The 24,245-nt window shown below is 71.3% G+C and carries 11 protein-coding genes; 7 read left to right on the forward strand and 4 right to left on the reverse strand.

Features of this window, described 5'->3' with window-relative positions:
* The first annotated feature begins 691 nt into the window (after window positions 1-691).
* Entirely contained in the window at window positions 692-3,253 is a 2,562-nt protein-coding gene (locus WMF36_RS28845) for a LamG-like jellyroll fold domain-containing protein (RefSeq protein WP_437573980.1), read from the forward strand.
* Between the two features lie 131 nt (window positions 3,254-3,384).
* On the opposite strand, the gene WMF36_RS28850 is transcribed toward WMF36_RS28845, so the two are convergent.
* From WMF36_RS28850 to WMF36_RS28865, 4 genes are all read right to left on the reverse strand, one after another.
* A complete protein-coding gene (locus tag WMF36_RS28850) occupies window positions 3,385-4,233 on the reverse strand; it encodes an arylamine N-acetyltransferase family protein (RefSeq protein WP_437573981.1) in 849 nt (282 codons plus the stop codon).
* Window positions 4,234-4,268: 35 nt separating this feature from the next.
* Entirely contained in the window at window positions 4,269-5,339 is a 1,071-nt protein-coding gene (locus WMF36_RS28855; RefSeq protein WP_437477530.1) for a type IV pilus twitching motility protein PilT, read from the reverse strand.
* 1 nt (window position 5,340) lies between these two features.
* The gene (locus tag WMF36_RS28860; protein ID WP_437573982.1) at window positions 5,341-7,239 is read right to left on the reverse strand and encodes a type IV pilus twitching motility protein PilT; all 1,899 of its coding nucleotides are present in this window, start codon (window positions 7,237-7,239) and stop codon (window positions 5,341-5,343) included.
* A gap of 258 nt (window positions 7,240-7,497) precedes the next feature.
* Entirely contained in the window at window positions 7,498-8,028 is a 531-nt protein-coding gene (locus WMF36_RS28865; protein ID WP_437573983.1) for a hypothetical protein, read from the reverse strand.
* 832 nt (window positions 8,029-8,860) lie between these two features.
* Between WMF36_RS28865 and WMF36_RS28870 the strand changes: the two genes are divergently transcribed.
* The 6 genes from WMF36_RS28870 (at window position 8,861) to WMF36_RS28895 (ending at window position 24,240) form a co-directional block, all read left to right on the forward strand.
* Window positions 8,861-9,634 (forward strand): class I SAM-dependent methyltransferase, encoded by a 774-nt coding sequence (locus WMF36_RS28870; RefSeq protein ID WP_437573984.1) that lies wholly within the window; start codon window positions 8,861-8,863, stop codon window positions 9,632-9,634.
* Between the two features lie 513 nt (window positions 9,635-10,147).
* Window positions 10,148-14,839 (forward strand): copper oxidase, encoded by a 4,692-nt coding sequence (locus WMF36_RS28875; protein ID WP_437573985.1) that lies wholly within the window; start codon window positions 10,148-10,150, stop codon window positions 14,837-14,839.
* 435 nt (window positions 14,840-15,274) lie between these two features.
* Window positions 15,275-20,008, forward strand: coding sequence for a copper oxidase (locus WMF36_RS28880; protein WP_437573986.1), 4,734 nt, complete (start codon window positions 15,275-15,277; stop codon window positions 20,006-20,008).
* Window positions 20,005-21,990, forward strand: coding sequence for a YncE family protein (locus WMF36_RS28885; RefSeq protein ID WP_437573987.1), 1,986 nt, complete (start codon window positions 20,005-20,007; stop codon window positions 21,988-21,990). The genes WMF36_RS28880 and WMF36_RS28885 overlap by 4 nt, the downstream gene beginning before the upstream one ends.
* On the forward strand, window positions 21,987-22,598 hold the full coding sequence (locus tag WMF36_RS28890; protein WP_437573988.1) for an SCO family protein: 612 nt from the start codon (window positions 21,987-21,989) through the stop codon (window positions 22,596-22,598). Before WMF36_RS28885 ends, WMF36_RS28890 begins: the two co-directional genes overlap by 4 nt.
* A gap of 19 nt (window positions 22,599-22,617) precedes the next feature.
* On the forward strand, window positions 22,618-24,240 hold the full coding sequence (locus tag WMF36_RS28895; protein WP_437573989.1) for a cytochrome c/ABC transporter substrate-binding protein: 1,623 nt from the start codon (window positions 22,618-22,620) through the stop codon (window positions 24,238-24,240).
* Window positions 24,241-24,245: the final 5 nt, after the last annotated feature.

A 24,245-nucleotide genomic window follows, 5' to 3' on the forward strand; every position in this document is an offset into this window, starting at 1 on the left:
GAAACTTGCTGGGGGCACGGCGGGAGAGGGACAGCAAACGGCGCCGCTTGGGGCTTGGGGATTCGATCCGAAGGCCGCGGCCGTTCGCGGGAACGACGAGGGTCGGTCGTGACGGGACGGAGCGGAACGGCCGGCGACCTCCTCCTTATATGAGATAGGGGTGGGCGCACCTTCCTTATAAGGAGACGGCGAGGCGACGCTGGGAGAACGCGGCGCGATGCATTGAGGCGGTGGCGCGGCGCGGCTTATAGAAGCGGCGGGACGACGACCGACCAACGCGAGCGCGACGCGAGGGACGGCAAAGGCACGGCGTTCGGGACGAAGCGCGACAGGCGCGCGGCTCCGGGGAGGAGCTTTGTTGGATGCGCGGCCAGACGGCACGCGCAGCAATCGGACGCGTGGAAAGCGTGCTTGTCTGATCTCGAGCACCCGCCGGTCCCGTAAAGATGGTGTGCCAGATGTGCCAGTGTCGGGCGCCCACGACATGGCCAGGCACGCTGGACTCGACGCGGCAGGGGAAAATCGACCTCCAGGACCGGGCATATCCATTGCCAGGCAGGCGCTCTGCACCAGCGCCCAAACCCGAACAGCCCGGTCGGGTCTGACAGACACCTGCTCGCGCCTCCGGTCACAGAACAAGCTGCGGCCGGAAGGCGCTCGTGCAGCCAACTCTTACCTAACGAGAACGCAGATGCGGAAACTCTCCTTCGGCTTCGCCCACCCCCACGCAATCAACACCAGCTCGGCTGCGATCCTCGCCCTGCTCGCCCTCGGCGCCGCCGCATGCGGAAGCTATGGCGTCGATGAAGACTCACTCGGCAATGCAGAACAAGCGCTCGACGAGGCGGTCAGCGCGTCGAGCGTCGGCACCGGCGGCGTCGGTACCGGCACCGGCAGCAGCAGCACCAGCAGCACCGGCGGCGGCAGCAGCAGCACCAGCAGCACCGGCGTCGGCGGCGGCAGCGGCGTCGGCGGCGGCCCCGGCACGGGCGGCGGCAGCAGCAGCAGCACCGGCGTCGGCGGCGGTACCGGCGGCGGCCCCGTCGATCCGGCCCCGGTCGGGCCGCCGGCCGTCGGGTTCTGGCAGTTCGACGATTGCGACAGCTCGACGTCGGACCTGCTCGATTCGTCAGGCAATGACATGACAGCCTCCCGCTCGGCCAGCGCCGCGTGCGCTCAGGGCGTCAGCGGCCTCGCCATCTCCTTCGACGGCAAGAACGACACGGTCGCCGCCGACGACAATCCCAGCTTCACGTTCGGACAGGACCTCGCGGTCGCGGCGTGGGTCAACCCGACCTCGGTGTCCGGGTCGGCGGTGCGGACGATCGTGCAGGAGCGGGGCGGCGGAGACACGAGCTTCTCGCTCGACATCCGGAATGACCAGGCGCGGTTCGCCGTGACCCTGACCAACGGGCGGACGATCACCTCCCGCGCCCCCATCCAGGCCAACGTGTGGACGCACGTCGCGGGCATCTACGACGGCACCTTCGTGCGGCTCTTCCTGAACGGCGAGCAGGTCGGCCAGATCAGCGCCACGGGCACGCTCGCCGACATCAACGCGCCCATCCACATCGGCAGCAACCCGCAGAAGCAGCAGCGCTTCAATGGCCTGATCGACGAGGTGTGGGTCTCCGCGTCCCCGACGACCGGCAACGAGATCGCCCAGCTCTCCTGCCTCAGCCGCCCCACGACGTTCACCGTCACGCCGGAGAGCAGCGGCCCGGTCGCCCCGAACACGCCGGTGACGTACCAGATCGCCGTCACCAACAACGATGTCGGCGCGTGCGTCCCGGGGGACTACCTGGTCCAGCTCTTCAGCCAGTCGCCGGGCATCAACGCCTCCGTGGATCCCGAGTTCTTCCCCGGCGTCCCGTCCGGGAGCACGGTGACGTTCGCGGCCACCGTGAGCGGCACCGAGGACGCGGACCCCGGCGCCCACCAGCTCCCCTTCGACGTGATCAACTTCAACTCGCCCGAGTTCATCGTCGGCTCAGGGGCCCTCAACTTCGAGCTCGCCGAGCCCACGGGCTGCTTCGTCCGGACGAGCCGCGAGATCTTCGTGAAGGACCTCAGCGTGGTCGAGGATCCCCTCCGCACGACGTCCAACGGGCCGCCGGAAGACCCCCGGACGGGCGCGTGGACGTTCGCGCGCCTCATGGAGGACATGGCGCCCACGCCCGCCGACGCGCCGGCCATGGTCGAGGAGATGTTCACGACCTGGCTGAGCGACCAGGTCGTGAACGGGTTCACGCTGCCGGCGCGCCCGGTCATTCAACAGGTCGTGCTCGACGAGTGGCCGAGGAGCCCTGATGGGTCCCTCGACCTGCAGCAGGCGCCGCTCTTGCTGCTCGGCATCGTCAACCGGATCGACGTGCGGAACGTCGCCGAAGGTCACGCGGGCGAAGGGCGGTTCGTGTTCGGCGTCGTCAGCCAGGGCTTCCCGCAACAGTTCACCATCATCCTGGAGTACAAGCTCCCCGCGTCGACCGAGGCCGACGTCCTCGACTGGGCGAACTCCTGGCACGCCCTCGGCAGCCTGCCCTTCCCGTCCGAGGAGTACAACGCCGCGCTCCAGGACATCACCACGCAGTTCGCGGGCCGGAACGCCGCGCCCGGCAGGCCGAACGGGAGCTCGCTCGGGCAGCTCCGCACGAACGAGATCGCGCTCGCGAGCCCGTGGGAGCTGCGCGAGTTCGTCCTCTCACCCCAGACGGGGTTCCTGCGCCCGGAGACCGTCAAGCTGACGCCGGACATCACGTTCGATGGGTCGGCCACGCTCGCGGACTTCGTGAACCAGAACGAGGCGGCGATCGTCGCGGAGCAGCACACGGTGCCCGAGACGTTCCAGGGGAGCCCGTTCCTCGGCGGCTCGTCGTTCAACAACCTGACGGCGTGGACGGCCCCGGGCATCCTCAACAACGAGGCGCGACACAAGTTCTCCCTCAACACCTGCAACGGGTGCCACGGAGCGCAGGAGACGGGGACGGGCTTCCTGCACGTGAACCCGAGGTCCCCCGGGAACGAGACCTCGCTGTCGGGCTTCATGACGGGCATCAACATCCCTGATCCGGTGACCGGCGAGCCGCGCAACTTGAACGATCTCGGGCGCCGCAATGCGGATCTGAAGGCGCTCGTCTGCGAGCCTGCCCCGACCTTCGCAGGCGCCGCGACCGCGGCGCGGGGCGCCGCGCCAGCCGGTTCGGCCGCGAGCCGCTCGGCGTTCATCCGCCGCGGCATCGGGCGCGTGCACTGACCCGGTAAAGCCCCGGCGCGATGGGCGGCGGGCGCGGCCGGGGAGCCGCGCCCGCCAGCCCCGGCACGAGCGCGCGCCCCGCCTCCGCGACGGCGAGCGCCGGACACCCCCCCTCGACGCGCCGCCGCGCTTCAGCCGTCGAGGCCCGCGCAGGAGAGCCGCGCTCCGGCCGGGAGCTCCAGCCCGAAGCGGGTCTTCAAGACGTCGAGGAGCTCGTCGTCGCCGAGCTCGAAGCGCTCGAAGTGGCCGCCCCGGAGCACCCCCAGCTGGCGGTTGCGCAGCGTCAGACGAGCCTCCGGCGAGGAGAGCGCCGCGACCACATTGCTCACGAACAGCGAGCTCGGGTGGCTCGACGTGTAATGGTTCGCCAGCTCGTAGTCGACGGGGAAGTGCTCCTCGAGCGTGAACGCGTAGAGGTCCTGCCACGGCTCGCGCGCCCTCGACTCGAGCACCCACAACGGGCCCTCCCGGCGCAGGCCGGCCACGTCGTGCGCCTGCGCCTGGCTCTCCCCCTCGACGAGCCGGATGGGCTGCGTCAGGCCCGCGCCGCCGAAGCCGACGTCCGCGACGAACGGCCCCTCGGGCAGCTCGACAAGGGACAGCATATGAGTCCGCGGGCCGAGCTCGCTCCGCTGGAACCGCACCCGCGCGATGAGCGTCGTGACCTTGAACCCGATCCGGCGCAGCGCCGCGACGAACAGGGTGTTCTGCTCGAAGCAGTAGCCGCCGCGGCGCGCCCTGACGAGCTTGGCCTGCACGCTGGCCAGGTCGATGCGGATCGGGCGGCCGAGCAGGATATCGAGGTTCTCGAAAGGGATGGAGTAGGCGTGCGCTGTGTGCAGCGCATCGAGCACCTCCCGCGTCGCGGCGAGCGCCCCGCGGTAGCCGATGCGGGCGAGATAGGCGTCGAGGTCGAGCGAGGCGATGTCCTGTGCGGGCTGATTCATCGGGTCGGTCCAGGAAAAATTACTCTCCTTCATCGAGCCTTCTTGCGTCCTTCCGGCCCAGCGCGCCGTCACGACCCCTGCGCGTCGGGAAAGAGCCGCTGGAAGGTGTCCTTGTCGATCGCCTTCTCGAGCGCCGCCTGGACCGAGATGGTGTCCTTCTTGACGAGCCGCTCCAGCGCCATGTCCATCGTCTGCATGCCGGCGGAGCGGCCGGCCTGCATCAGGTTCGCTATCTGGAACGTCTTTCCCTCGCGGATCATCGCGGACAGCGCGCTGGATCCGACGAGGATCTCGTGCGCGGCGACGCGGGCCGTGCCGTCCTTCGTGCGGAGGAGCTGCTGGGCGATGATCGCGGCGAGGCTCTCGGACAGCATGCCGCGGACCTGGAGCTGCTCGTCGGCGGGGAACGCGTTGATGATGCGGTCGATCGTCGCGGCGGCGCTGTTCGTGTGGACGGTGCCGAAGACGAGGACGCCGAAGCTCGCGAGCTGCAAGGCGAGCTTCATCGTCTCGTTCGTCCTGAGCTCGCCGATCAGGATCACGTCGGCGTCCTCCCGCCCGGCGCTGCGGATCGCGCTCGCGAAGCTGCCCGCGTCGGGGCCGACCTCGCGGTGCGTGATCTGGGCACGGATGGGGCTGTGCACGAACTCGACCGGATCCTCGATCGTGAGGATATGGCAGGCGCGCGAGCGGTTGATGTGGTCGATCATCGCCGCCAGCGTCGTCGACTTGCCGGAGCCGGTCGGACCCGTGATCAGGACGAGGCCGCTCAGCCGCTCCGACAGCCGGCGGATGGTCTCGGGGCAGCCGAGGTCGTCCAGGGAGAGGATCTTGCTCGGGATGGTGCGGAAGACGGCCGCGAGCCCGGTGGTCTTGTAGAAATAGTTGGCGCGAAAACGGGCCTTGTCCGCGTAGGAATAGGCGAAGTCGAGGTCGAGCTCGTCGACGATCCGCCGCCGCTCCTCGGAGGTCGTGATCTCGAAGAGGAGCGCCTCCATCTCGGCCGCGTCGAGGGGCGTGTCGCGCAGGGCGAGGAGCTCGCCGCGGGCGCGGACGAGCGGCGGATAGCCGATGCCGAGGTGCAGGTCGCTGCCCTTCCTGGACAGGAGCTCGTCGAAGAGGCGATCGATCCTGGCCACGCTAGCCTCCCTTCTTCCCGAAGAGCGCGCCCGCGCGCTCGAACAGCCCCTTGCCCGCCTCGGTGGCGGCGGGCCTCGACGCCTCGGAAGGCGAGGCGGGAGGCCTCCTGTCCGGCGCGAGCACGGGCTGCCTCCTGCCGGCGAGGACCGCCTCGAGCTCGTCCGGCGCCTCGGCCACCGCGAGCGCGGCCTCCAGCGTGGTCTTGCCGGCGCGGACGAGCTCGGCCAGCGAGTCGTCGAGGCGGATGATCCCGAGGCCCTTCCCCCGCTGCTGGAGGCTCGGGATCTGGAACGTCTTGGAGTCGCGGATGAGGTTCCACAGCGCGACCGAGCCGGGCAGGAGCTCGGCGGCGGCGACCATGCGCTTGCCGTCCGTGCTCGGCAGGAGCCGCTGGCTGACGATGAGCCGGAGACCGCCCGCGAGGGTGACGCGGACCTGCTGCTGATCGCCGGGCGGGAAGAGATCGATCAGCCGATCGATGGTCTTCGCCGCGCTCGGGGTGTTCATCGTGCCGAGGACGAGGTGGCCCGTCTCGCTCGCCGCCAGCGCCATGCGCACCGTCGCCGTGTCCCTGAGCTCGCCGACGACGATGACGTCGGGGTCCTCGCGCAGCGAGGCCTTGAGCGCGTTCTCGAAGGAGCGGGTGTGCGTGCCGACCTCGCGCTGGCTGATCATCGCCTGGCCGCGCGCGTGAACGAACTCGACGGGATCCTCGACCGTGATGATGTGGTGGCTGGTCTCGCGGTTCAGGATGTCGACGATCGCGGTCAGCGTCGTGGTCTTGCCGTGGCCCGTCGGCCCGGTGATCACGATGAGGCCCTGATGGTGGCGGGTGGCGAGCCCGATGGCGTCGGGCACGCCGAGCGACGCGAGGGTCGGGATGCTGCGCGCGATCAGGCGGAAGCAGCCCTTGTAGCCCTGGCGGTGGCGCGCGATGTTGACCCGGAAGCGGCCGAGCGCGCCGAGATCCATCGCGAAGTCGCAGGAGCCCTCGGTCGCGAGGACCGGAGAGAGACGCGCGGGGACGCGCGGGAGCAGGAGGGACTCGACGGCCGCCGGGTCGAGCGGCTCTCCGTGCGGCACGAGCTCGCCCCCCGCCCGCAGGAGCGGCGGGCGGCCGGCGACGAGGTGGAGATCGCTCGCCCCCTGATCGCGCGCCATGGCGAGCAGCCCGTCGAGGGCGCCCGCCCGGATGTCGGTGGACGAGGGCCGCGCGCGCGGGCCCGCCGCGGTCGCCCGCGCGGCGGCGCGGGGCTCGGCGGGCGGCGCGGACGCGCGGCCGGCCGGCGCGGCGGCGCGGGGCTCGGCGGGCGGCGCGGACGCGCGGCCGGCCGGCGCGGCGCGCTCGACGGCCGGCGCTTCATCGGCCCGCGGATCGAAGCGCGGCGTCGAGGCGCGGCTGGCGCGGGGCTCGGCGGGCGGCGGCGGGGCGCCGCGGAGGTCGAGCGCGATCTCGGAGGAGCTCGTGCTGTTCGCGTCCGGATCGCGCGGCGGCGGGCGCTGCACCTCCTCGAGCGCGAGGTGCTCCCGCATGGAGAGCTGCTGCGAGGGGCGGGCCGGCGGCGCGGCGGCCGCGGTCCCGGACGCGGCGGACGACGGCTGCATCCGCGTCATGCGGGCGTGCACGAGGTCGCCCTGGCGCGCGGCGACGACCGAGATGGCGCCGATGCCCTCGATGCGGATGTGCCACTGCGATGGCTTCGCGCCGAGCGCCTCGATGAAGCGGCCGCCGCCGAGGGCGCTGAGGAGCGAGAGGATGTCCTCGGTGGAGAGGGCGCCGGGATCGACGGCCTGGAAGGCGCCCGAGATCTTCACGCTGGGCATGCGCCCCGTGGCCACGGCGAACTCGGTCACCTCGGGGCGATTCAGTTGCGAGAGCCAGGATCGAAGGGCGTTCATCGTCGTCGCTCGTCTCCGCAAGGCGACTCTATCAACGATGAGGCGCGGCGTTCCAAAATGTCGTGCGGCGACGGCGAGATCCGGAGGGCGGCCTCACCCGCGCAGGCCGCGGCCCGCGCAGGCCGCGCCGACGGCGCGCCGCCCCCCCCGGGCGACGGCGACCGCGAAGGCCGCCGCGCGGCGCGGTGGCACCGAGCGCGAGCGCACGCCCGCGTGCGCGCTCAGCCGAGCGGCGGTGTCGGGGCTACTGGGTCGGGGCTACTGGATCGCGAGCTTGAGCCGCGCGCCCTTCACGAAGTGGCCCGGCGCCTTGCCCTTCTCCCCGGCCGGCGCCTGCTCCTCCGAGTCGATGGTGAGCTGCATGTTGCCGGTCACCTCGATCTTCTTCATGGTCACCCTGGCGATCTCGACCCATTTCATGGGACTCGCGCCCTTGGGGTCCCCGATCCTGCGGAAGAGCACCGCCTTCGTCCCCGCGGCGACCGGCGTCGCGGTGGTGGCGACGAGCGGCAGCAGCGTCGCGACCTTCCCCGCTCGGGAGACCAGCATGCCGTAGACCTCCACGGAGTAGCTGTCCCACTCGCCCGCACCGGACGAACCGGCGAGCTCTGCCGGAGGCGCGCTCTCCGCGGCCCCGACCGCCGCCGGCGCGCCCCCGGGCGCGGCCTGCCGCGGCCCGACCGGGCGCTCTGCCGAGGCCGCGATCGGCATGGCAGAGAGGAGCGCGGCCGCACCCGCCGCGACGAGGGATCGAGAGCACCTGGAGAGCCAACCAACAACCGTCTTCATGCACTCCGCTCCTTCGTTCCAATGAGACCCCACGGCCCTCGTCCACCCGGCGAGGCCGCAAACTCCCCAGTCATAAAACTTCTCATCCTGCACGAGACTGACACTCTCCGCAACTCATTTCTCTGTCTCACGGAGCGCGTCACCGCCGCCACGGCATCACCGGCGCATCACCCGCGCATCACCCGTGCATCACCCGCGCATCACCCGCGCATCAAAGGTTCCGGCCTCCGGTGCTGGCCGCCTCGGCGAGGCGGATCGGCCCGGGGGAGCGGCGCACGCAAGAGCGCACCGCGGCTCGCCCGAGCTCGCCTGGTCATCCGGCTTGCCTGTTGTTCTGGCTCGCCCGCCGCTCTCGCGTTCTCGTTCCGGCTGCCTGGTTACCCGGCTCGACCGCTCGCCTGGACTCTCCGGCTCGCCTGGCTGGCTCCGCCCACGGGTAGGTCAGCGCGCTTCGCGCGAGGCGCGCTCTCGATGAGCGAGAGGCCCGCGCGAGCGACCGGCGTGCTCGGTCCAAGCTCGCCGTATCTCATTCTGACCCGTCCGACGAAACCAGCTGCGCACAGCACCGCGACCTCTCCCTCTTCAACATCGCTCCGGGATCATCCCCGTTGCCTTCCAACATCGCCGACGCGAAAATCGATGTCGGAGTAAAAGTCGCGTTCCAGCCAAGATATCATGGCTCCGTCAAAGCAGAACAGAAATTTTCGAACGCAGGCGATTCTGGTGCGCCCCCGTGCGTCCAGGTACGCTTGGCGCGCGCCTCGTAAACGCGCGCCTCGTAAACGCGCGCCGCGCCGCGCCGCTGTAGGATGACCACGGAGGAAGAGAGCCCATGCCCACGGTCGCCGATCACTACGACAGCCTGCTCGCCGAGCATTACTCGAGGATGTTCGGGGACTACGACGCCAAGGTCGCCGAGCAGCGGGCGCTGTTCGAGCGCCTCGGCGTGCACCCCGAGGGCGCCTCGGAGGCCATCGACCTCGGGTGCGGCTCGGGCTTTCAGTCCCTCGCGCTGGCGCAGCTCGGCTTCCGGGTGACGGCGGTGGACACCTCGGACAGGCTCCTCGCCGAGCTCGCCTCGCGCCGCGGGCAGCTCGCCGTCGACGTCGCGCGAGGGGATCTCCTCGATGCGCTGGAGCGCCCGGGAGGTCCCTGCGAGCTCGCCGTGTGCATGGGCGACACGCTCCCTCACCTGGGCAGCAAGGCCGACGTGGAGCGGATGTTCGCCGGCTGCGCCCGCCGCCTCGCGCCCGGCGGCCGGCTCGTGCTCACGTTTCGCGACCTCACCCGCGAGCTCGAGGGCGCCGACCGGTTCATCCCCGTACACGACTCGGCGGACGTGATCATGACCTGTTTCCTCGAGTACGAGCCGGAGACGGTCAAGGTGCACGATCTCGTCCACACGCGCGGCCGAGAGGACGGCCGGTGGAGGCTGTCAGCGAGCTTCTACCGCAAGCTGCGGCTCTCCCCCGATTGGGTCTGCGACAGGCTCGAAGCGAACGGGTTCCGTGTCCTCCACCGCGAGGCGGCGCGCGGGCTCGTCACCCTCGTCGCGCGCTCCGGAATCGACGGGCTCGGCGCCGCGAGGGTCGCCGTGGACCGCTGATCGAAGCCGCAAGGCCGATAACACCCCGCCAGCTAGGCTCCGCGCGCAGCGGCGGGGCCAGTACGTCACAGACGGGCGCTTCCCCCCCGAAGATCCTGAGGGCCCCTCCCCGAGCCCCGAGGCGGGCGCCGCGGCGAGGAGCCGAGAGGGCGCGCCGCTGTTCCACCTCTCATTCCACCTCTCATCGCTCTTCCAGCGGGATCCATTCTCCCGGGCACCCCCGGTGCCGGACGACGACACGATCCCTGTAAAGCTCGTAATCCACGCGGGGCGACCGAGCCGGGCCAGACGCGATCAATTCTATTTGACGGCGATCTCACAAAGTCACAAAGTCGCTCACCCGGATTGCTCTCCGGATTGCACGGCCAGTCCACGGCGGACGGCCGCGATCCGGCGCAGTGGAGACGCACGGACGCGCTCGGCGTCCAGGGCGAGGCGCGCGGGTACGCGCATACCGAGGAGAGAACAACCTTGATCAGTCGGAGACTGCTCAGAGCTATCGGCTGGGCTGCGGTGGCGCTTGGAGTCGCTGGTTGCGGAGACCCGGGCGCCGAGGCGCTCGAGGAAGAAAGTCATGAATCTGCAGGTTCGGAGCTGAACGACCATCCGACGAGCGGCAGGACCGTATACGCCGATGTCGTCGCGCTCGATCAGGTCTACGTGTACAACCGATTCGGGTCCTTCAACCCCGCGGGGATGATCTACGCGCTCAAGCGGGACGTCGCGCCGATCCGGCCGCACGAGCCGCTCGGCCCGGGCAACGCGAGGTTGCGCCCGGGCAAGCGACCCAGGCCGCTCGTGCTCCGCGTGAACGTCGGAGACAGCCTGAAGATCAGGTTCACCAACCTGCTCAGGCCGGCGGACAGACGTCCTGACGACTCGACCAGGACAAGGAGCGCATCGGTGCACGTCGCCGGGCTCGAGATCAAGGACATCAGGGCGCTCGGCGGCAACGTCGGGCGGGGGCCCGACTCCCTCGCCGACCCCGGCGAGACGCGCGTCTACGAGCTCTTCGCCGACAAGGAGGGGACTTTCCTCATGCACAGCGCCGGCGCGATGGCCGGCGGCGAGGGGGACGGCGGACAGACCGTCCTCGGGCTGTTCGGCGCGGTCAACGTCGAGCCCGCGGGGGCGGTCCCGTACCGGTCGCAGGTCACGGCCAAGGAGCTCGCGGCCGCCTCGCTGCCCGCGCCGAACCCCGACGGGACGCCCACGATCGACTACGACGCGGTGGACGAGGACGGCGAGCCGATCCTCAGGATGATCAACGACCATGACGAGATCGTGCACGGCGATCTCAACGCGATCATCGCCGGCTACGAAGACAGCCAGCTCGACGGCCGATCCCCGGTGGCGAGAGGCCGGTTCCGCGAGCTCACGGTGCTGTTCCACGACGAGCTGAAGGCCGTCCAGGCGTTCGCGGAGCTCGATCAAGACGAGGCCTTCCACGGCGTGCGCGACGGCTTCGGGATCAACTACGGCGCCTCCGGGTTCGGATCCATCCTCCTCGCCAACCGGGCGAGGCTCGGCCCCAGCAAGGAGTGTGTCGAGTGCAAGTTCGAGGAGTTCTTCCTGAGCTCCTGGCCCAACGGCGACCCGGCGATGCTCGTCGAGCGGGACAGGCGCGGTAAGGCGAAACGGGCGCTGTTCCCGGACGACCCCTCGAACGTCCATCACGCGTACCTCGGCGACCCCGTCTGGTTCAGGAACCTCCACGCAGGGCCGAAGGAGACGCACGTCTTCCACCTCCACGCGCACCAGTGGCAGAAGGCCCCGAACAACGACAACGGCATCACCCTGGACTCGCAGAGCATCGGCCCGGGCGCGGCCTTCACCTACAACATCAACAGGGCCGGCAACCGCATCCTGACGCCCGGCGACGCGATCTTCCACTGCCACCTTTATCCCCACTTCACGCAGGGCATGTGGGGGCTCCTCCGAAACCACGATGTCTTCGAGGCCGGCACGCGCGACCGGTTCCTGCCGGACGGCGAGATCAAGGACGGGACGCCCACGCCCGCCGTCGTGCCGATCCCGGGGCTCGGGATGCCGCCCATGCCGACCTACAAGCCCACCGTCGTGGAGGTCCCCGGCGGCGGCAAGGAGGTGCGGAAGGCGATGCCGGGGTATCCGTTCTACATCGCTGCCCTGGAGGGCCACAGGGCTTCTCAACCGCCGCTCGACATGGCCGTCGACGGCGGGCTCCCGCGCCACGTCATCACCAGCGTGCCGCCGGGCGGCGCGGTGTTCGGCAGGCGCGGCAGGTTCGATGTGGACCTCGAGGAGGCCAACCTCAAGCTGCTCCCCGAGGAAGGGACCCCCAAGGAGCGAGCGGCTCAGGACTTCCATTCCGGCAGGTTCCCGGGGGCCACGTCCATCACGACGACGGACGGGTTCCCCGCGAAGGCCTATCCGGCGTTCACGCCCGAGGGCGAGCCGTCGCAGTTCGCCGTCAACGGCCAGCCGCCGGCGCCGGGCGCGGCCTACGCGAACCCCTGCCCCCCGAACACGCCGGAGCGCACGTACCGGAGCGCCTTCATCCAGCTCGACGGCGTGGTCAACAAGCGCGGGTGGCACGACCCGCAGATGCGCATGATGGTCCTCGAGGACGACATCGAGGCCACCCTGTCGGGCGCCCGGCCGCCGGAGCCGCTGTTCATCCGCGCCAACTCGGGGGAGTGCGTCGTCTCCGAGGCGACGAACGTCATGCCCGACGCGCTGGCACAGGACGCGTTCCAGATCTTCTCGCCGACCGATACCGCCGGCCAGCACATTCACCTCGTGAAGTTCGACGTCACCTCTTCGGACGGCTCGGCCAACGGGTTCAACTACGAGGACGGGACGTTCGCGCCGCAGGAGGTGGTCCAGCGCATCGCGGCGGCCAACAACCGCGGCGGCGCCCTGGCCGCCGACGGCTCGGTCAAGGAGCGCGGCGCCCGCGTCGCGCTGACCGCGCGGCCGCACCCGCGCATCCACAGCAAGGTGCTCGGCCTGCAGACCACGACGCAGCGCTGGTGGGCCAATCAGGTGGTGAACCAGCAGAACCAGGATCGCACCCTCAACACCTCCTTCTCGCACGACCATTTCAGCCCCTCGTCGCACCAGCAGCACGGCCTCTACCTGGCCCTCGTCATCGAGCCGACCGGCTCGGTCTGGCGTGACCCGGAGACCGGGACCGTGTTCGGCTCCCGCGCCGACGGCGGGCCCACGAGCTTCCGCGCCGACATCCTCCCGCCGGACGGCTCGACGCAGCGGCCGTTCCGCGAGTACAACCTCGCGCTCGCCGACTTCGCCCTGCTCTACGACGAGTGCGACGATCCGGTGAACCCGCCGACCACGCAGGAGGCCCCGCTCCCGCTCGCGGTCGACCACCGCGACGTCCTCGCGCCGGAGGTGATCTCCGCGGCCGATCCCGGCGGCGGGCTCATGAACTACCGCAACGAGCCGATCCCGCTGCGCATCGCCGAGCGCGACTGCAGGACGGGCCGCGTGAAACAGAAGCGGGGCGAAGAGGGCGAGATGCACAACGTGTTCAGCTCCCACGTCCACGGCGATCCGTACACGCCCGTGCTCTCGGCGCACGAGGGCGACGACATCCGGGTGCGCCTCATCCAGGGCGCGCAGGAGGAACAGCACGTCTTCACGGTCCACGGACAGAGGTGGTTCAAGGAGTTCAGCGATCCGGACAGCGGCTACTCGAACGGTCAGCCCATCGGCCTCTCCGAGCACTTCGAGTTCGGGCTCACGCCCCCGGTGTCCGCGCGGGGCGACAGCGGCCCCGGCGATTACCTCTACCAGAGCGCGACCACCGACGACCTGTGGGACGGGATCTGGGGGATCATGAGGGTGCGGCCGCGGAGCGACCCGGCCCTGCTGCCCTTGCCCGAATCGCCGGGCGCGCCGCGCGGGATGCGGCGCTTCCCGACCTGCCCGGAGGGCGCGCCCGTGACGAGCTATGTCGTCCACGCGATCACCGCGAAAGGCAACCTGCCCGGCGATCGCCTCACCTACAACAAGAAGTTCGATCTCTACGACCCCGACGCCATCCTGTTCGTCCGCGACGAGGATCTGCCCGACCTCCGCGCCGGGCGCCTCGCCCCGGAGCCGCTCATCCTGCGCGCCGCGGCCGGCGACTGCATCCAGGTCACGCTCGTCAACGAGCTGCCGATCCAGCTGCCCAAGACGCCGCACTGGAACTACAGCCCGCCGATCGTCGACGGCTTCAACACGAACCAGGTCAGGCCGTCCAACCACGTCTCGCTCCACCCGCAGCTCGTCGCCTACGACGTCAGGACCGACGACGGCGCCAACGTCGGGTTCAACGAGGAGCAGACCGTCGCCCCCGGCGACTCCCGCGAGTACACGTGGTATGCTGGCGAGTTTTCCCAGAAGGACGGCAGGTGGGGCCCCGTCGAGCCCCGGGCCGTCGAGTACGGCGCCATCAACCTCAGGGACATGGCCGACGTCGTGAACCACGGCATGCACGGCGCCGTCGGCGCCCTCATCATCGAGCCCCAGGGCGCCACATGGCGCACCGATCCGGGCACCCACGCGCAGGCGGAGGTCACCTTCAAGGATTACTACGGGTACACGCGCTCGTTCCGGGAGCACGTGCTCGTCTACCAGGACGAGGTCGCCTTGCACTCGGGCGACCCGCGGTTCCAGTGCCTCGATCCGGGTCTCAACTGCGGTACCGCCATCCGGAACTACGACGGCGAGGACGACTCGGAGGACACGGGCCACGAGGCCTTCAACTACCGCACCGAGCCGTTCTGGGCGCGGCTCGGGATCAGGCCCGAGCTCGCGAGGGAGCTGCTCAACGAGAAGGACCTGAGCGACATCTTCAGCTCCCGCGTCCACGGCGACCCGGCGACGCCGATCTTCACGGCCCACGCCACACAGAAGGTGCGCGTGCGCATCGTGCAGCCGTCCGGCCACCGGCGCCAGCACGCCTTCAGCCTCTGGGGCGCGCAGTGGCCGCACAACCCGTTCGCCGAGGGGGAGCGCTCCCGCCGCATCGGTGAGAACCCGGAGGTGCTGAACATCGGAGTCGAGGCCCCGATCAGCGCCATGACGCACCACAACCTGGTTCCGTTCTCCGGAGCCGGCGGGAGGTTCGCCGTCCCCGGCGATCGGCTCTACCTCGATCAGCCGAGCTTCAAGGTCTCGGACGGGCTCTGGGGCATCTTCCGGGTGACGCGGTAGACCCCGTGACCGCCTTCCTCACGCCGGCTCCCGCCGATCGCTGATCCATTCAGCCTACCATGGCGCCGGCCGGCGCTCGGCGGAGGCGGCCTCCTCCACGCCGGCGCGGCGCCGTGCAGACGCGGGACACGGGAAGCCCGCACGCGAGCCGGTCCAACGAGCTCTCGCCGAGACACACGGTTTCGTACGCGCCGGATCTCTCGTCTCCACCCGAGCTCGACATCAAGTTCGCTCTGTTCGCGGGAGATGCCGGCCTGAGCGGCGAAATCCATTGACCCCGATAGGGTGCGCCGACAGATTTGTGAGCCACAATACAGACTGATGGTTTCGGCCGATCTCGGGGACGGTCACGCTCCAATCTCCTGTGGGTGCGCGTGGGACATGCTCGATGTCCGAAGCCAGGCGTGCAGGTGGGGCATGCCGAGGAGAGGAACCTTGATTTCGAACAGGCTGCTCGGAGCTCTCGGCTGGGCTGCGGTGGTGCTCGGGCTCGCGGGTTGCGCCGACGAAGGCGCTCCGCCGGCCGAGGGCGAGACCGCGGACCTGGCGGCCGAGTCGGGGGTTCACGGCGCGCGGGCGAGCGGCAGGACCGTATACGCCGATGTCGTCGCGCTCGATCAGGTCTACGTGTACAACCGATTCGGGTCCTTCAACCCGGCGGGGATGATCTACGCGCTCAAGCGGGATGTCGTGCCCATCCGGCCGGATGAGCCGCTCGGCCCGGGCAACGCGAGGTTGCGCCCGGGCAAGCGACCCAGGCCGCTCGTGCTGCGCGTGAACGTCGGCGACAGCCTGAAGATCAGGTTCACCAACCTGCTCGCGCCGGGGAGGCGTCCGGACGACTCTCCCAGGACAAGGAGCGCGTCCGTGCACGTCACGGGGCTCGACGTCGCGAACATCGAGTCGCTCGGCGGCAACGTCGGGCGGAGCCCAGACTCCCTCGCCGAGCCCGGCGAGACGCGCGTCTACGAGCTCTTCGCCAACCGGGAGGGGACGTTCCTCATGCACAGCACCGGCGCCATGGCCGGCGGCCAGGGGAACGGCGGGCAGATCGTCCAGGGGCTGTTCGGCGCGGTCCACGTCGAGCCCCCGTGGGCGGTCGCGTACCGGTCGCAGGTCACGGCCGAGGAGCTCGCGGCCGCCTCGCTGCCCACGCCGAACCCCGACGGGACACCCAGGCTCGACTACGACGCTCTGGACGGGCACGGCGAGCCGATCCTCAGGATGATCAACGATCGCGACGAGATCGTGCACGGCGATCTCAACGCGATCATCGCCGGCTACCAGGCGAGCCAGCTGGACGGTGCGCCCCCGCTGATTCCGGGCCGCTTCCGCGAGCTCACGGTCCTGTTCCACGACGAGCTGAACGTCGTCCAGGCGTTCCCGGAGCTCGAGCAGGACGAGGCCTTCCACGGCGTGCGGGACGGCTTCGGGATCAACTACGGCGCCTCCGGGTTCGGCGCCATTCTCCTCGCCAACCGGGCGAGGCTCGGCCCCAGCAAGGAGTGTATCGAGTGCAGGTTCGAGGAGTTCTTCCTGAGCTCCTGGCCCAACGGGGATCCGGCGATGATCGTCGAGCGGGACAGGAACCGTAACGCGAACCAGGCGCTGTTCCCCGACGACCCCTCGAACGTCCAGCACGCGTACCTCGGCGACCCCGTCTGGTTCAGGAACCTCCACGCAGGGCCGAAGGAGACCCACGTCTTCCACCTGCACGCCCACCAGTGGCTACGGGCGCCGAACAACGACAACGGCAGCACGATCGACTCGCAGAGCATCGGCCCGGGCGGCGCCTTCACCTACAACATCGGCCGGGCTGGCGGCCTTTCCCTGGGCGCCGGAGACGCGATCTTCCACTGCCACCTCTATCCTCACTTCGCGCAGGGTATGTGGGGGCTCCTCCGCAACCACGATGTCTTCGAGGCCGGCACGCGCGACCGGTTCCTTCCCGACGGCGAGATCAAGCACGGGACGCCCACGCCCGCCGTCGTGCCGATCCCCGAGCTCGCGATGCCGCCCATGCCGACCTACGCGTCCACCGCCGTGCAGCTCCCCGACGGCGCGATCGCGACGCGTCCGCCCATGCCGGGGTATCCGTTCTACATCGCTGCCCTGGAAGGCCACAGGGCCCCTCAGCCGCCGCTCGACCTCGCCGCCGACGGCGGGCTCCCGCGCCACGTCGTCACCAGCGTGCCGCCGGACGGCGCGGTGCTCGGCGAGCGCGGCAGGTTCGATGTGGCGCTCGAGGCGGCCAACCTCAAGCTGCTCCCCCAGGAAGGGACCCCCTTCGAGCTGTCGGCTCAGGCGTTCCACTCCGGCCGGTTCCCGGGGGCGCGACCCGTCATGAGCGGTGGATTCCCCACGAGCGTCTATCCTGCGTTCACGCCGGAGGGCGCTCTGTCGCAGTTCGCCGTCAACGGCCAGCCGCCGGCGCCGGGCGCGTTCTACACGAACCCCTGCCCGCAGGGGACACCGGAGCGCAGGTACCGCAGCGCGTTCGTCCAGATCGACGGCGTGGTCAACGGGCGCGGATGGCACGACGCCCAGATGCGCCTCATGGTCCTCGAGGACGACATCCACGCGACCCTGTCGGGCGTCAGGCCTCCTGAGCCGCTGTTCTTCCGCGCCAACTCGGGGGAATGCGTCGTCTCGGAGACGACGAACCTCATGCCGGACGCGCTGAAAGAGGACCCGTTCCAGATCTTCACGCCCACCGACACCATCGGCCAGCACATCCACCTCGTGAAGTTCGACATCACCTCCGCCGACGGCGGCGCCAACGGCTTCAACTACGAGGACGGCACGTTCGCGGCCCAGGAGGTCGTGCAGCGCATCGAGGCGGCCAACGCCCTCGGCGGCGCCCTCGCCGCCGACGGCACGCTGAGCGAGCACGGCGCGCGCGTCGCGCTGACCCCGCGGCCGCACCCGCGCATCTACAGCCCGGTGCTCGGGCTGCAGACCACCGTTCAGCGCTGGTGGGCCGATCCGATCTTAAACCAGCAGAACGTGGAGCGCACCCTCAACACCGTGCTGTCCCACGACCATTTCGGTCCCTCGTCGCACCAGCAGCACGGCCTCTACCTGGCCCTCATCATCGAGCCGCGCGGCTCGGTCTGGCGCGATCCGGAGACCGGCGTCGTGTTCGGCTCGCGCGCCGACGGCGGGCCCACGAGCTTCCGCGCGGACATCCTCCCGCCGAGCGGCTCCTCGCTCGCGCCGTTCCGGGAGTTCAACCTCGCGCTCGCCGACTTTGCCCTCCTCTTCGACGAGTGCGGGCGGCCGGTGAACCCGCCGACCACGGAGGAAGCGCCGCTCCCGCTCGCGGTCGACCACCGCGAAATCTTCGCCCCGGAGGTGATCTCGGCGCGCGACCCCGGCGGACAGCTCATGAATTACCGCAACGAGCCGATCCCGCTCCGCATCGCCGAGCGCGACTGCAGCACGGGGCGCGTGCGGCAGAAGCCCGGGGAGGTGGGCGAGATGCACAACGTGTTCAGCTCGCGAGTCCACGGCGACCCGTTCACGCCCCTGCTCCTCGCCAACGAGGGAGACGACATCCGGGTGCGCCTCATCCAGGGCGCGCAGGAGGAACAGCACGTCTTCTCGATTCACGGCCAGCGGTGGCTCACCGAGATCGACGATCCGGACAGCGGCTACTCGAACGGTCAGCCCATCGGCATCTCCGAGCACTTCGGGTTCGGGCTCGGAGGCTCGGGCGCCGCGCTCGGCGAGATCGGCGCCGGCGACTACCTCTACAAGAGCGCGCCCACCGACGACCTGTGGGACGGCGTCTGGGGCCTCCTCAGGGTGAGGCCGCACGGCGCGCCGGGCCTCTTGCCGCTGCCCTCGCACCCGAGCTGGATACCGCGCGCGCAGCGAGGCTTCGAGACCTGCCCGGCGAGCGCGCCGGTCACAAGGTATGTCGTCCACGCGATCACCGCGAAGGGCAACCTGCCAGGCGGCCGCCTCATCTACAACGAGGTGTTCGATCTCCACGACCCCGACGCCATCCTGTTCGTCCGCGCCGAGGATCTGCCCGATCTCCGCGCCGGGCGCCGGGCCCCGGAGCCGCTCATCCTGCGCGCCGCCGCCGGCGATTGCATCCAGGTCACGCTCGTGAACGACCTGCCCTTCGAGCTGCCCAAGACGCCGCACTGGAACTACAGCCCGCCGATCGTCGACGGCTTCAACACGAACCAGGTGCGGCCCTCGAACCACGTCTCGCTCCACCCGCAGCTCGTCGCCTACGACGTCAGGACCGACGACGGCGCCAACGTCGGGTTCAACGAGGGGCAGACCGTCGCCCCCGGCGAATTCCGCCAGTACACCTGGTATGCCGGCGAGCTCTCCCAGCGAGACGGCACGTCGGGCCCCGTCGAGCCCCGGGCCGTCGAGTACGGCGCCATCAACCTCAGGGACATGGCCGACGTCGTGAACCACGGCATGCACGGCGCCGTCGGCGCCCTCATCATCGAGCCCCAGGGCGCCGCCTGGCGCAGCGATCCGGGCACCCACGCCCAGGCGGACGTCGTTTTCACGGACGAGCATGGAGCCACGCGCTCGTTCCGGGACCTCGTCGCCGTCTACCAGGACGAGGTCGGCCTGCACTCGCGGAACCCGCGGTTCCGGTGCCTCGATCCGCGGCTCAACTGCGGCACGGCCCTCCGGAACCAGGACGGCGAGGACGACGCGGAGGACACGGGCCACGACGCCTTCAACTACCGCACCGAGCCGTTCTGGGCGCGGCTCGGGCTACCGCCCGAGGTCGCGAGCGAGGCGCTCAATGGCCAGAACCTGCGCGATATCTTCAGCTCCCGCGTCCACGGCGACCCGGTGACGCCGATCTTCATGGCCAGCGCCGTCCAGAAGGTCCGCCTGCGCCTCGTGCAGCCGTCCGGCCACCGGCGCCAGCACGCGTTCAGCCTCTGGAACACGGCGTGGCCGCACAACCCCTTCGCCGAAGGAGAGCGCTCCCGGCGCATCGGCGAGAACCGCGAAGTGCTGAACTTCGCCGTGGAGAACCCCATAGGACCCATGACACACCGCAATATCGTCCCGTTCCTCCCGGCAGGCGGGGAGCTCCTCGTCACCGGCGACCGGCTCTACAACGAACAGTCGACCCCCATGCTCGCGAACGGGCTCTGGGGCCTCTTCCGGGTGGTGCCGTGAGGCCCTCGAGCGCTTCGCGCCGCCTCTCGCGGGCCGCAGGGCTCCTCGGCGCCGTCGTGGCGCTGGCCTGCGGCCGGCGGGAGCCGCCTCCCCCACCCCCCGATCCGGCCCCGGCCCCCGTCGAGGCCCGCGGTGAAGGCGAACCAGGTCCGGACGTGAGCCGGGTCGAGCGAGATGGGCTGTCGATCGCCTTCGAGCTCCGGCCGCTCCACGGCGCCGGAGGGCGCCCGGAGGCGCGCTCCGACGCGACGGCCGTCTTCACGATCACCGACGCTGCCACGGGCGCGCCCGCGCGCGACCTGTCGCCGCTCGCGTGGATGACGAGGCGCGCGGGGGCGCCGCCCGACGAGGCGGGGTGCCAGGAGAAGATCAAGAGCTTCATGGGCGGGCTCATCGCCGTCCGCCCCGACGTGGACATGAACGCTTACCTGCTGTGGACCCAGAACGAGGACAACACGCTGTCGGTCATCAACCCGCAGCTCGCGTTCAATCGGAGCAAGCTGCGCAGCCTCGTCACGCTCGCGGCCGGCTCCACGTCGGTCGCGCTCCACCCGGACGGGAGCCGCCTCTACGTGACGCTCCAGAACGGGCGAGGCCTCGCCGTCGTCGACACGAGGCGCAGCCTGGTGGCGGCCAACGTGCCTGTCGGCGCGGCGCCGATGCGCATCGCGGTGGCGCCGGACGGGCGCACCGTGTGGGTAGGCAACGACGGCGACGGGACGGTCAGCGTCGTCGACGCGCGCGTGGCGGAGGTGCTGAAGACGCTGAGCGTCGGCGCCGGACATCACGAGATCGCCTTCTCGCACGGCGGGCGCACCGCCTGGATCACGAGCCGCGACGCCGGCGCCGTCACGGCCGTGGACACCGGCACGCTCGAGCCCGTCGCCGAGATCGAGATCGGCGAGGGGGCCGCCGCCGTCGCGGCGAGCGACGCCGCCGGCGCCGTCTACGTGGCGAACGAGGCCAAGGGCGAGGTCGTGATCCTCGACGCCGAGCGCCGCGCCGTCGCCGGCCGTATCGCGGTGAAGGCCGGCGTCAGCGCGATCCAGTTCGCGCCGGGCGGCCGCTTCGCCTTCGCGCTGAACCCCGCCAAGGGCGAGGTGTCGATCCTCGACGCCTCCGTGGGAGCGCTCGCGCACACGCTCGCCGGGTTCGCGAGCCCCGACGCGATCACCTTCACGAAGACGTTCGCCTACGTGAGAAACCTCGGCGAAAGCAGGGTCTCGCTCGTCGAGCTGCCCTCCCTGGAGCGGCCCGGCAAGCCGGCGGTCGTCGAGGTCCAGGTCGGCCAGGGGGCACCCCGGACGGCGAACGGCGCCGGGAGCGCCGCGCCGTTCGCCGTCGTGCCCGAAGGCAACGGCGCCATCGTCGCGAGCCCGGCCGACAAGGCCCTTTACTACTACGTCGAGGGCATGATGGCGCCGATGGGCACGCTCTCGAACTACGGGCGCGAGCCCCGCGCGGCGCTCATCGAGGATCGCTCGCTCAAGGAGGTGCAGCCCGGCGTGTACGCCACCACGGTCCGGCTCGGCGACGAGGGCGCGTACGATGTCGAGCTCCTGCTCGGCGGCCGCCGCGTCGCCGCGTGCCTCGAGGGGACCGTCGCGCCGTCGGCCGTCCCGGCCGAGGACCGCTCGCCCGGGCTCACCGTCGAGCCGCTCTTCGACGGCAGCATCGATATCGAGGTCTCGAAGCCGGCGACGCTGCGCTTCCACGCGAGGCCGAAGGCCTCGGCGCCTCCCCTCGAAGCCAAGGAGATGAATGTCATGATCTTCCAGTTCCCGGTCGGCTTCCGAGACATCGTGCGGCCCCGCGCCGAGCCGGACGGCGCCTTCTCGGTGACGTTCACGCCCCCCGAGCCCGGCCACTACCGCTTCCTGGTGGAGGCCGAGTCGCGCAACGCCCCGCTCGGCGCGCTGCCGTTCGTCGATCTCCACGCCGGCTCGCCCGGCGCCGCGCCGGCGGCGGGAGGCGGGCGATGAGGCGCGCCGCGCCCCTGCTCGCGGCGGCGCTCGCGCTCGCGCTGCCGTGCGCGAGCCCGGCCGCGGAGCCTGTGCCGGACCGGACCCGCGCCCGGATCGGCGGCTCGCCCGCCCGCGACGACGCCGCGGCCGCGGCGTACTTCACCGACACGGAGCTCATCGATCAGGACGGGCGCGCGCGGCGCTTCTACACCGACCTCCTGCGCGGCCGGAAGGTCCTCATCCACTTCGCCTTCACCTCGTGCAAGGGCGCGTGCCCGACGATGGCGGCGAACCTCGCGCGCGTGCAGGCCCTGCTCGGCAAGCGCGCCGGCAAGGAGGTCGCGATCCTCACGATCACCGTCGACCCCGTGAACGACACGCCGAAGGTGCTCAAGCGGTTCGCCGCCAAGTTCAGCGCGGGCGACGGCTGGCGCTTCCTGACCGGGACCCCGGACAACGTGGAGAAGGTCCTCGGGCGCCTCGGCGGGCTCACGAAGAAGCCGGACGAGCACACCTCGACGCTGCTCATCGGCGACGTGACGACCGGCATGTGGCTGAAGACGGTCGCCACCGAGCGCCCCGAGACGATCGTGCAGCTCGTGGATCACATCAACGACAAGCCGTGAGGTGCATGTGGGTCATCTCGTGACGAAGCGGCGGCGCCGCGCCCTCGCCGCCGCGCTCTCGGCGCTCGGCCTCGCCGCCGCGCTGAAGGGCGCCGCGGCCGTCCGCGACGCGCCCGCGCCCGCCCCCGCCGGCGCGGCCTCGTGCGCCGAGCTCAGCCCGGCGGCGCTCCGCGGCAGGCGCATCTTCCACCACGGGGCCCTCGCCTCGGGGGAGCCGGTCGAGGGGCGCCTCGGCGCGAGCGGCGCCGCGCTGCACGGCAAGGCGGCGGCGTGCGCCGGCTGCCACGGCCGGAGCGGCGACGGCACGTCGGAGGGCGGCGTCGCGGCGCCGCCGCTCACCCCCGAGCAGCTCTTCGCGGCCGATCGCGCGGGGGGCGCCTACACCGCGGAGACGCTCGCGATCGCCGTCCGCGACGGGAGGGCGCCGGCGGCGCGGGACCTCCACCTCGTCATGCCGCGCTACCGGCTCGACCGCGCGCACCTCGACGATCTCTACGCTTACCTGCGCTGCGTCGGCCGCGACGCCGATCCGGGCGTCTCGCCGGAGGCGCTCCGGCTCGGCGCCGCGCTCCCGCTCACCGGGCGCTTCGCGGCGGCGGGCGCCGCGGCCCGCGACGTGCTCGCCGCGGCGTTCGCGGAGGTGAACGCGCAGGGCGGCGTGTTCCGGCGGCGGCTCGAGCTCGTTGTGGCCGACAGCGAGGACACCCTCGACGGCGCGGCCGCGACCTCGCGCCTCCTCGACCAGCGGGTCTTCGCGCTGGTCGGCAGCGTGTGGAGCGGCGACGGCGACGCGGCGGCGCGCCTCGCCGCCGACGAGGTGCCGCTCGTCGGCCCGCTCGGGTCCGGGCTCCCCGCCTCGGACCCGGGCGATGGCGTCGTGTTCCATCTCCAGCCCGGCCTCGACACGCTCGCGCGCGTCGCCGTCGCGCACCTCGCCGGCGCCCCTGCGCCCTCCGGCGCCGAGGCCCTGCTCGTCGTCCACCCGGCGGGCCCGCGCGGGGACGCCTTCCTCCGCGGGGCGCGCTCCGAGGCGCTGCGGCGCGGCCTCCCTGCCCCTGTCTCGCTCCCCTTCGAGCCCGGCCGCTTCGACGCCGCCGCGGCGGCCGACGCCGCGGCGCGCCTGCGGCCGCGGGCCGTCCTGCTCGCCGGCGAGGGCGACGAGCTCTCCCGGTGGCTCGCGGCGCCGTCGCCCCCGGCGACGCGCCCGCGCCCGCGCCCCGCCCTCTACGCGCCCGCTTTCCTGATGCGGCGCGATCCCGGGTCGCTCCGGCTCGCCGCCGCCGCGCGGCTCCTGCTCGTCCATGCGAGCCCCACCGATGAGGCCGAGCGGCTCGACCTGCTCTCGCTCGCCTCGTTCCTCGAGCGCCACCGCGTCCCGCCGCGGCACACCGCCTTCCAGGCGAGCGCGTACGCCGCCGCCCGCGTCCTCGTCGAGGCGCTCAAGCGCGCCGGCGCCCACCTCACCCGGCCCGGGCTCGTCGCGGCGCTCGAGGAGCTCCGGGGCTTCGATCCCGGCCCCGGTCCGGCGATCACCTTCGGGAGGAACCGGCGCGTCGGCGCGTACGGGGCGAGCCTCACCGGCGTCGATCCGGCGTCGAACGACGTCTCGCCCGTGTCCGCGTGGGTCGAGGTGGTCCCCTGACGCCG

The sequence above is a fragment of the Sorangium sp. So ce887 genome, assembly GCF_051521455.1.
Lineage (GTDB): Bacteria > Myxococcota_A > Polyangia > Polyangiales > Polyangiaceae > Sorangium.

Coding starts and splice junctions, on each gene's coding strand:
- WMF36_RS28845 (WP_437573980.1), top strand. CDS start 692: ATGCGGAAACTCTCCTTCGGCTTCGCCCACCCCCACGCAATCAACACC.
- WMF36_RS28850 (WP_437573981.1), bottom strand. CDS start 4,233: ATGAAGGAGAGTAATTTTTCCTGGACCGACCCGATGAATCAGCCCGCA.
- WMF36_RS28860 (WP_437573982.1), bottom strand. CDS start 7,239: ATGAACGCCCTTCGATCCTGGCTCTCGCAACTGAATCGCCCCGAGGTG.
- WMF36_RS28865 (WP_437573983.1), bottom strand. CDS start 8,028: ATGAAGACGGTTGTTGGTTGGCTCTCCAGGTGCTCTCGATCCCTCGTC.
- WMF36_RS28870 (WP_437573984.1), top strand. CDS start 8,861: ATGCCCACGGTCGCCGATCACTACGACAGCCTGCTCGCCGAGCATTAC.
- WMF36_RS28890 (WP_437573988.1), top strand. CDS start 21,987: ATGAGGCGCGCCGCGCCCCTGCTCGCGGCGGCGCTCGCGCTCGCGCTG.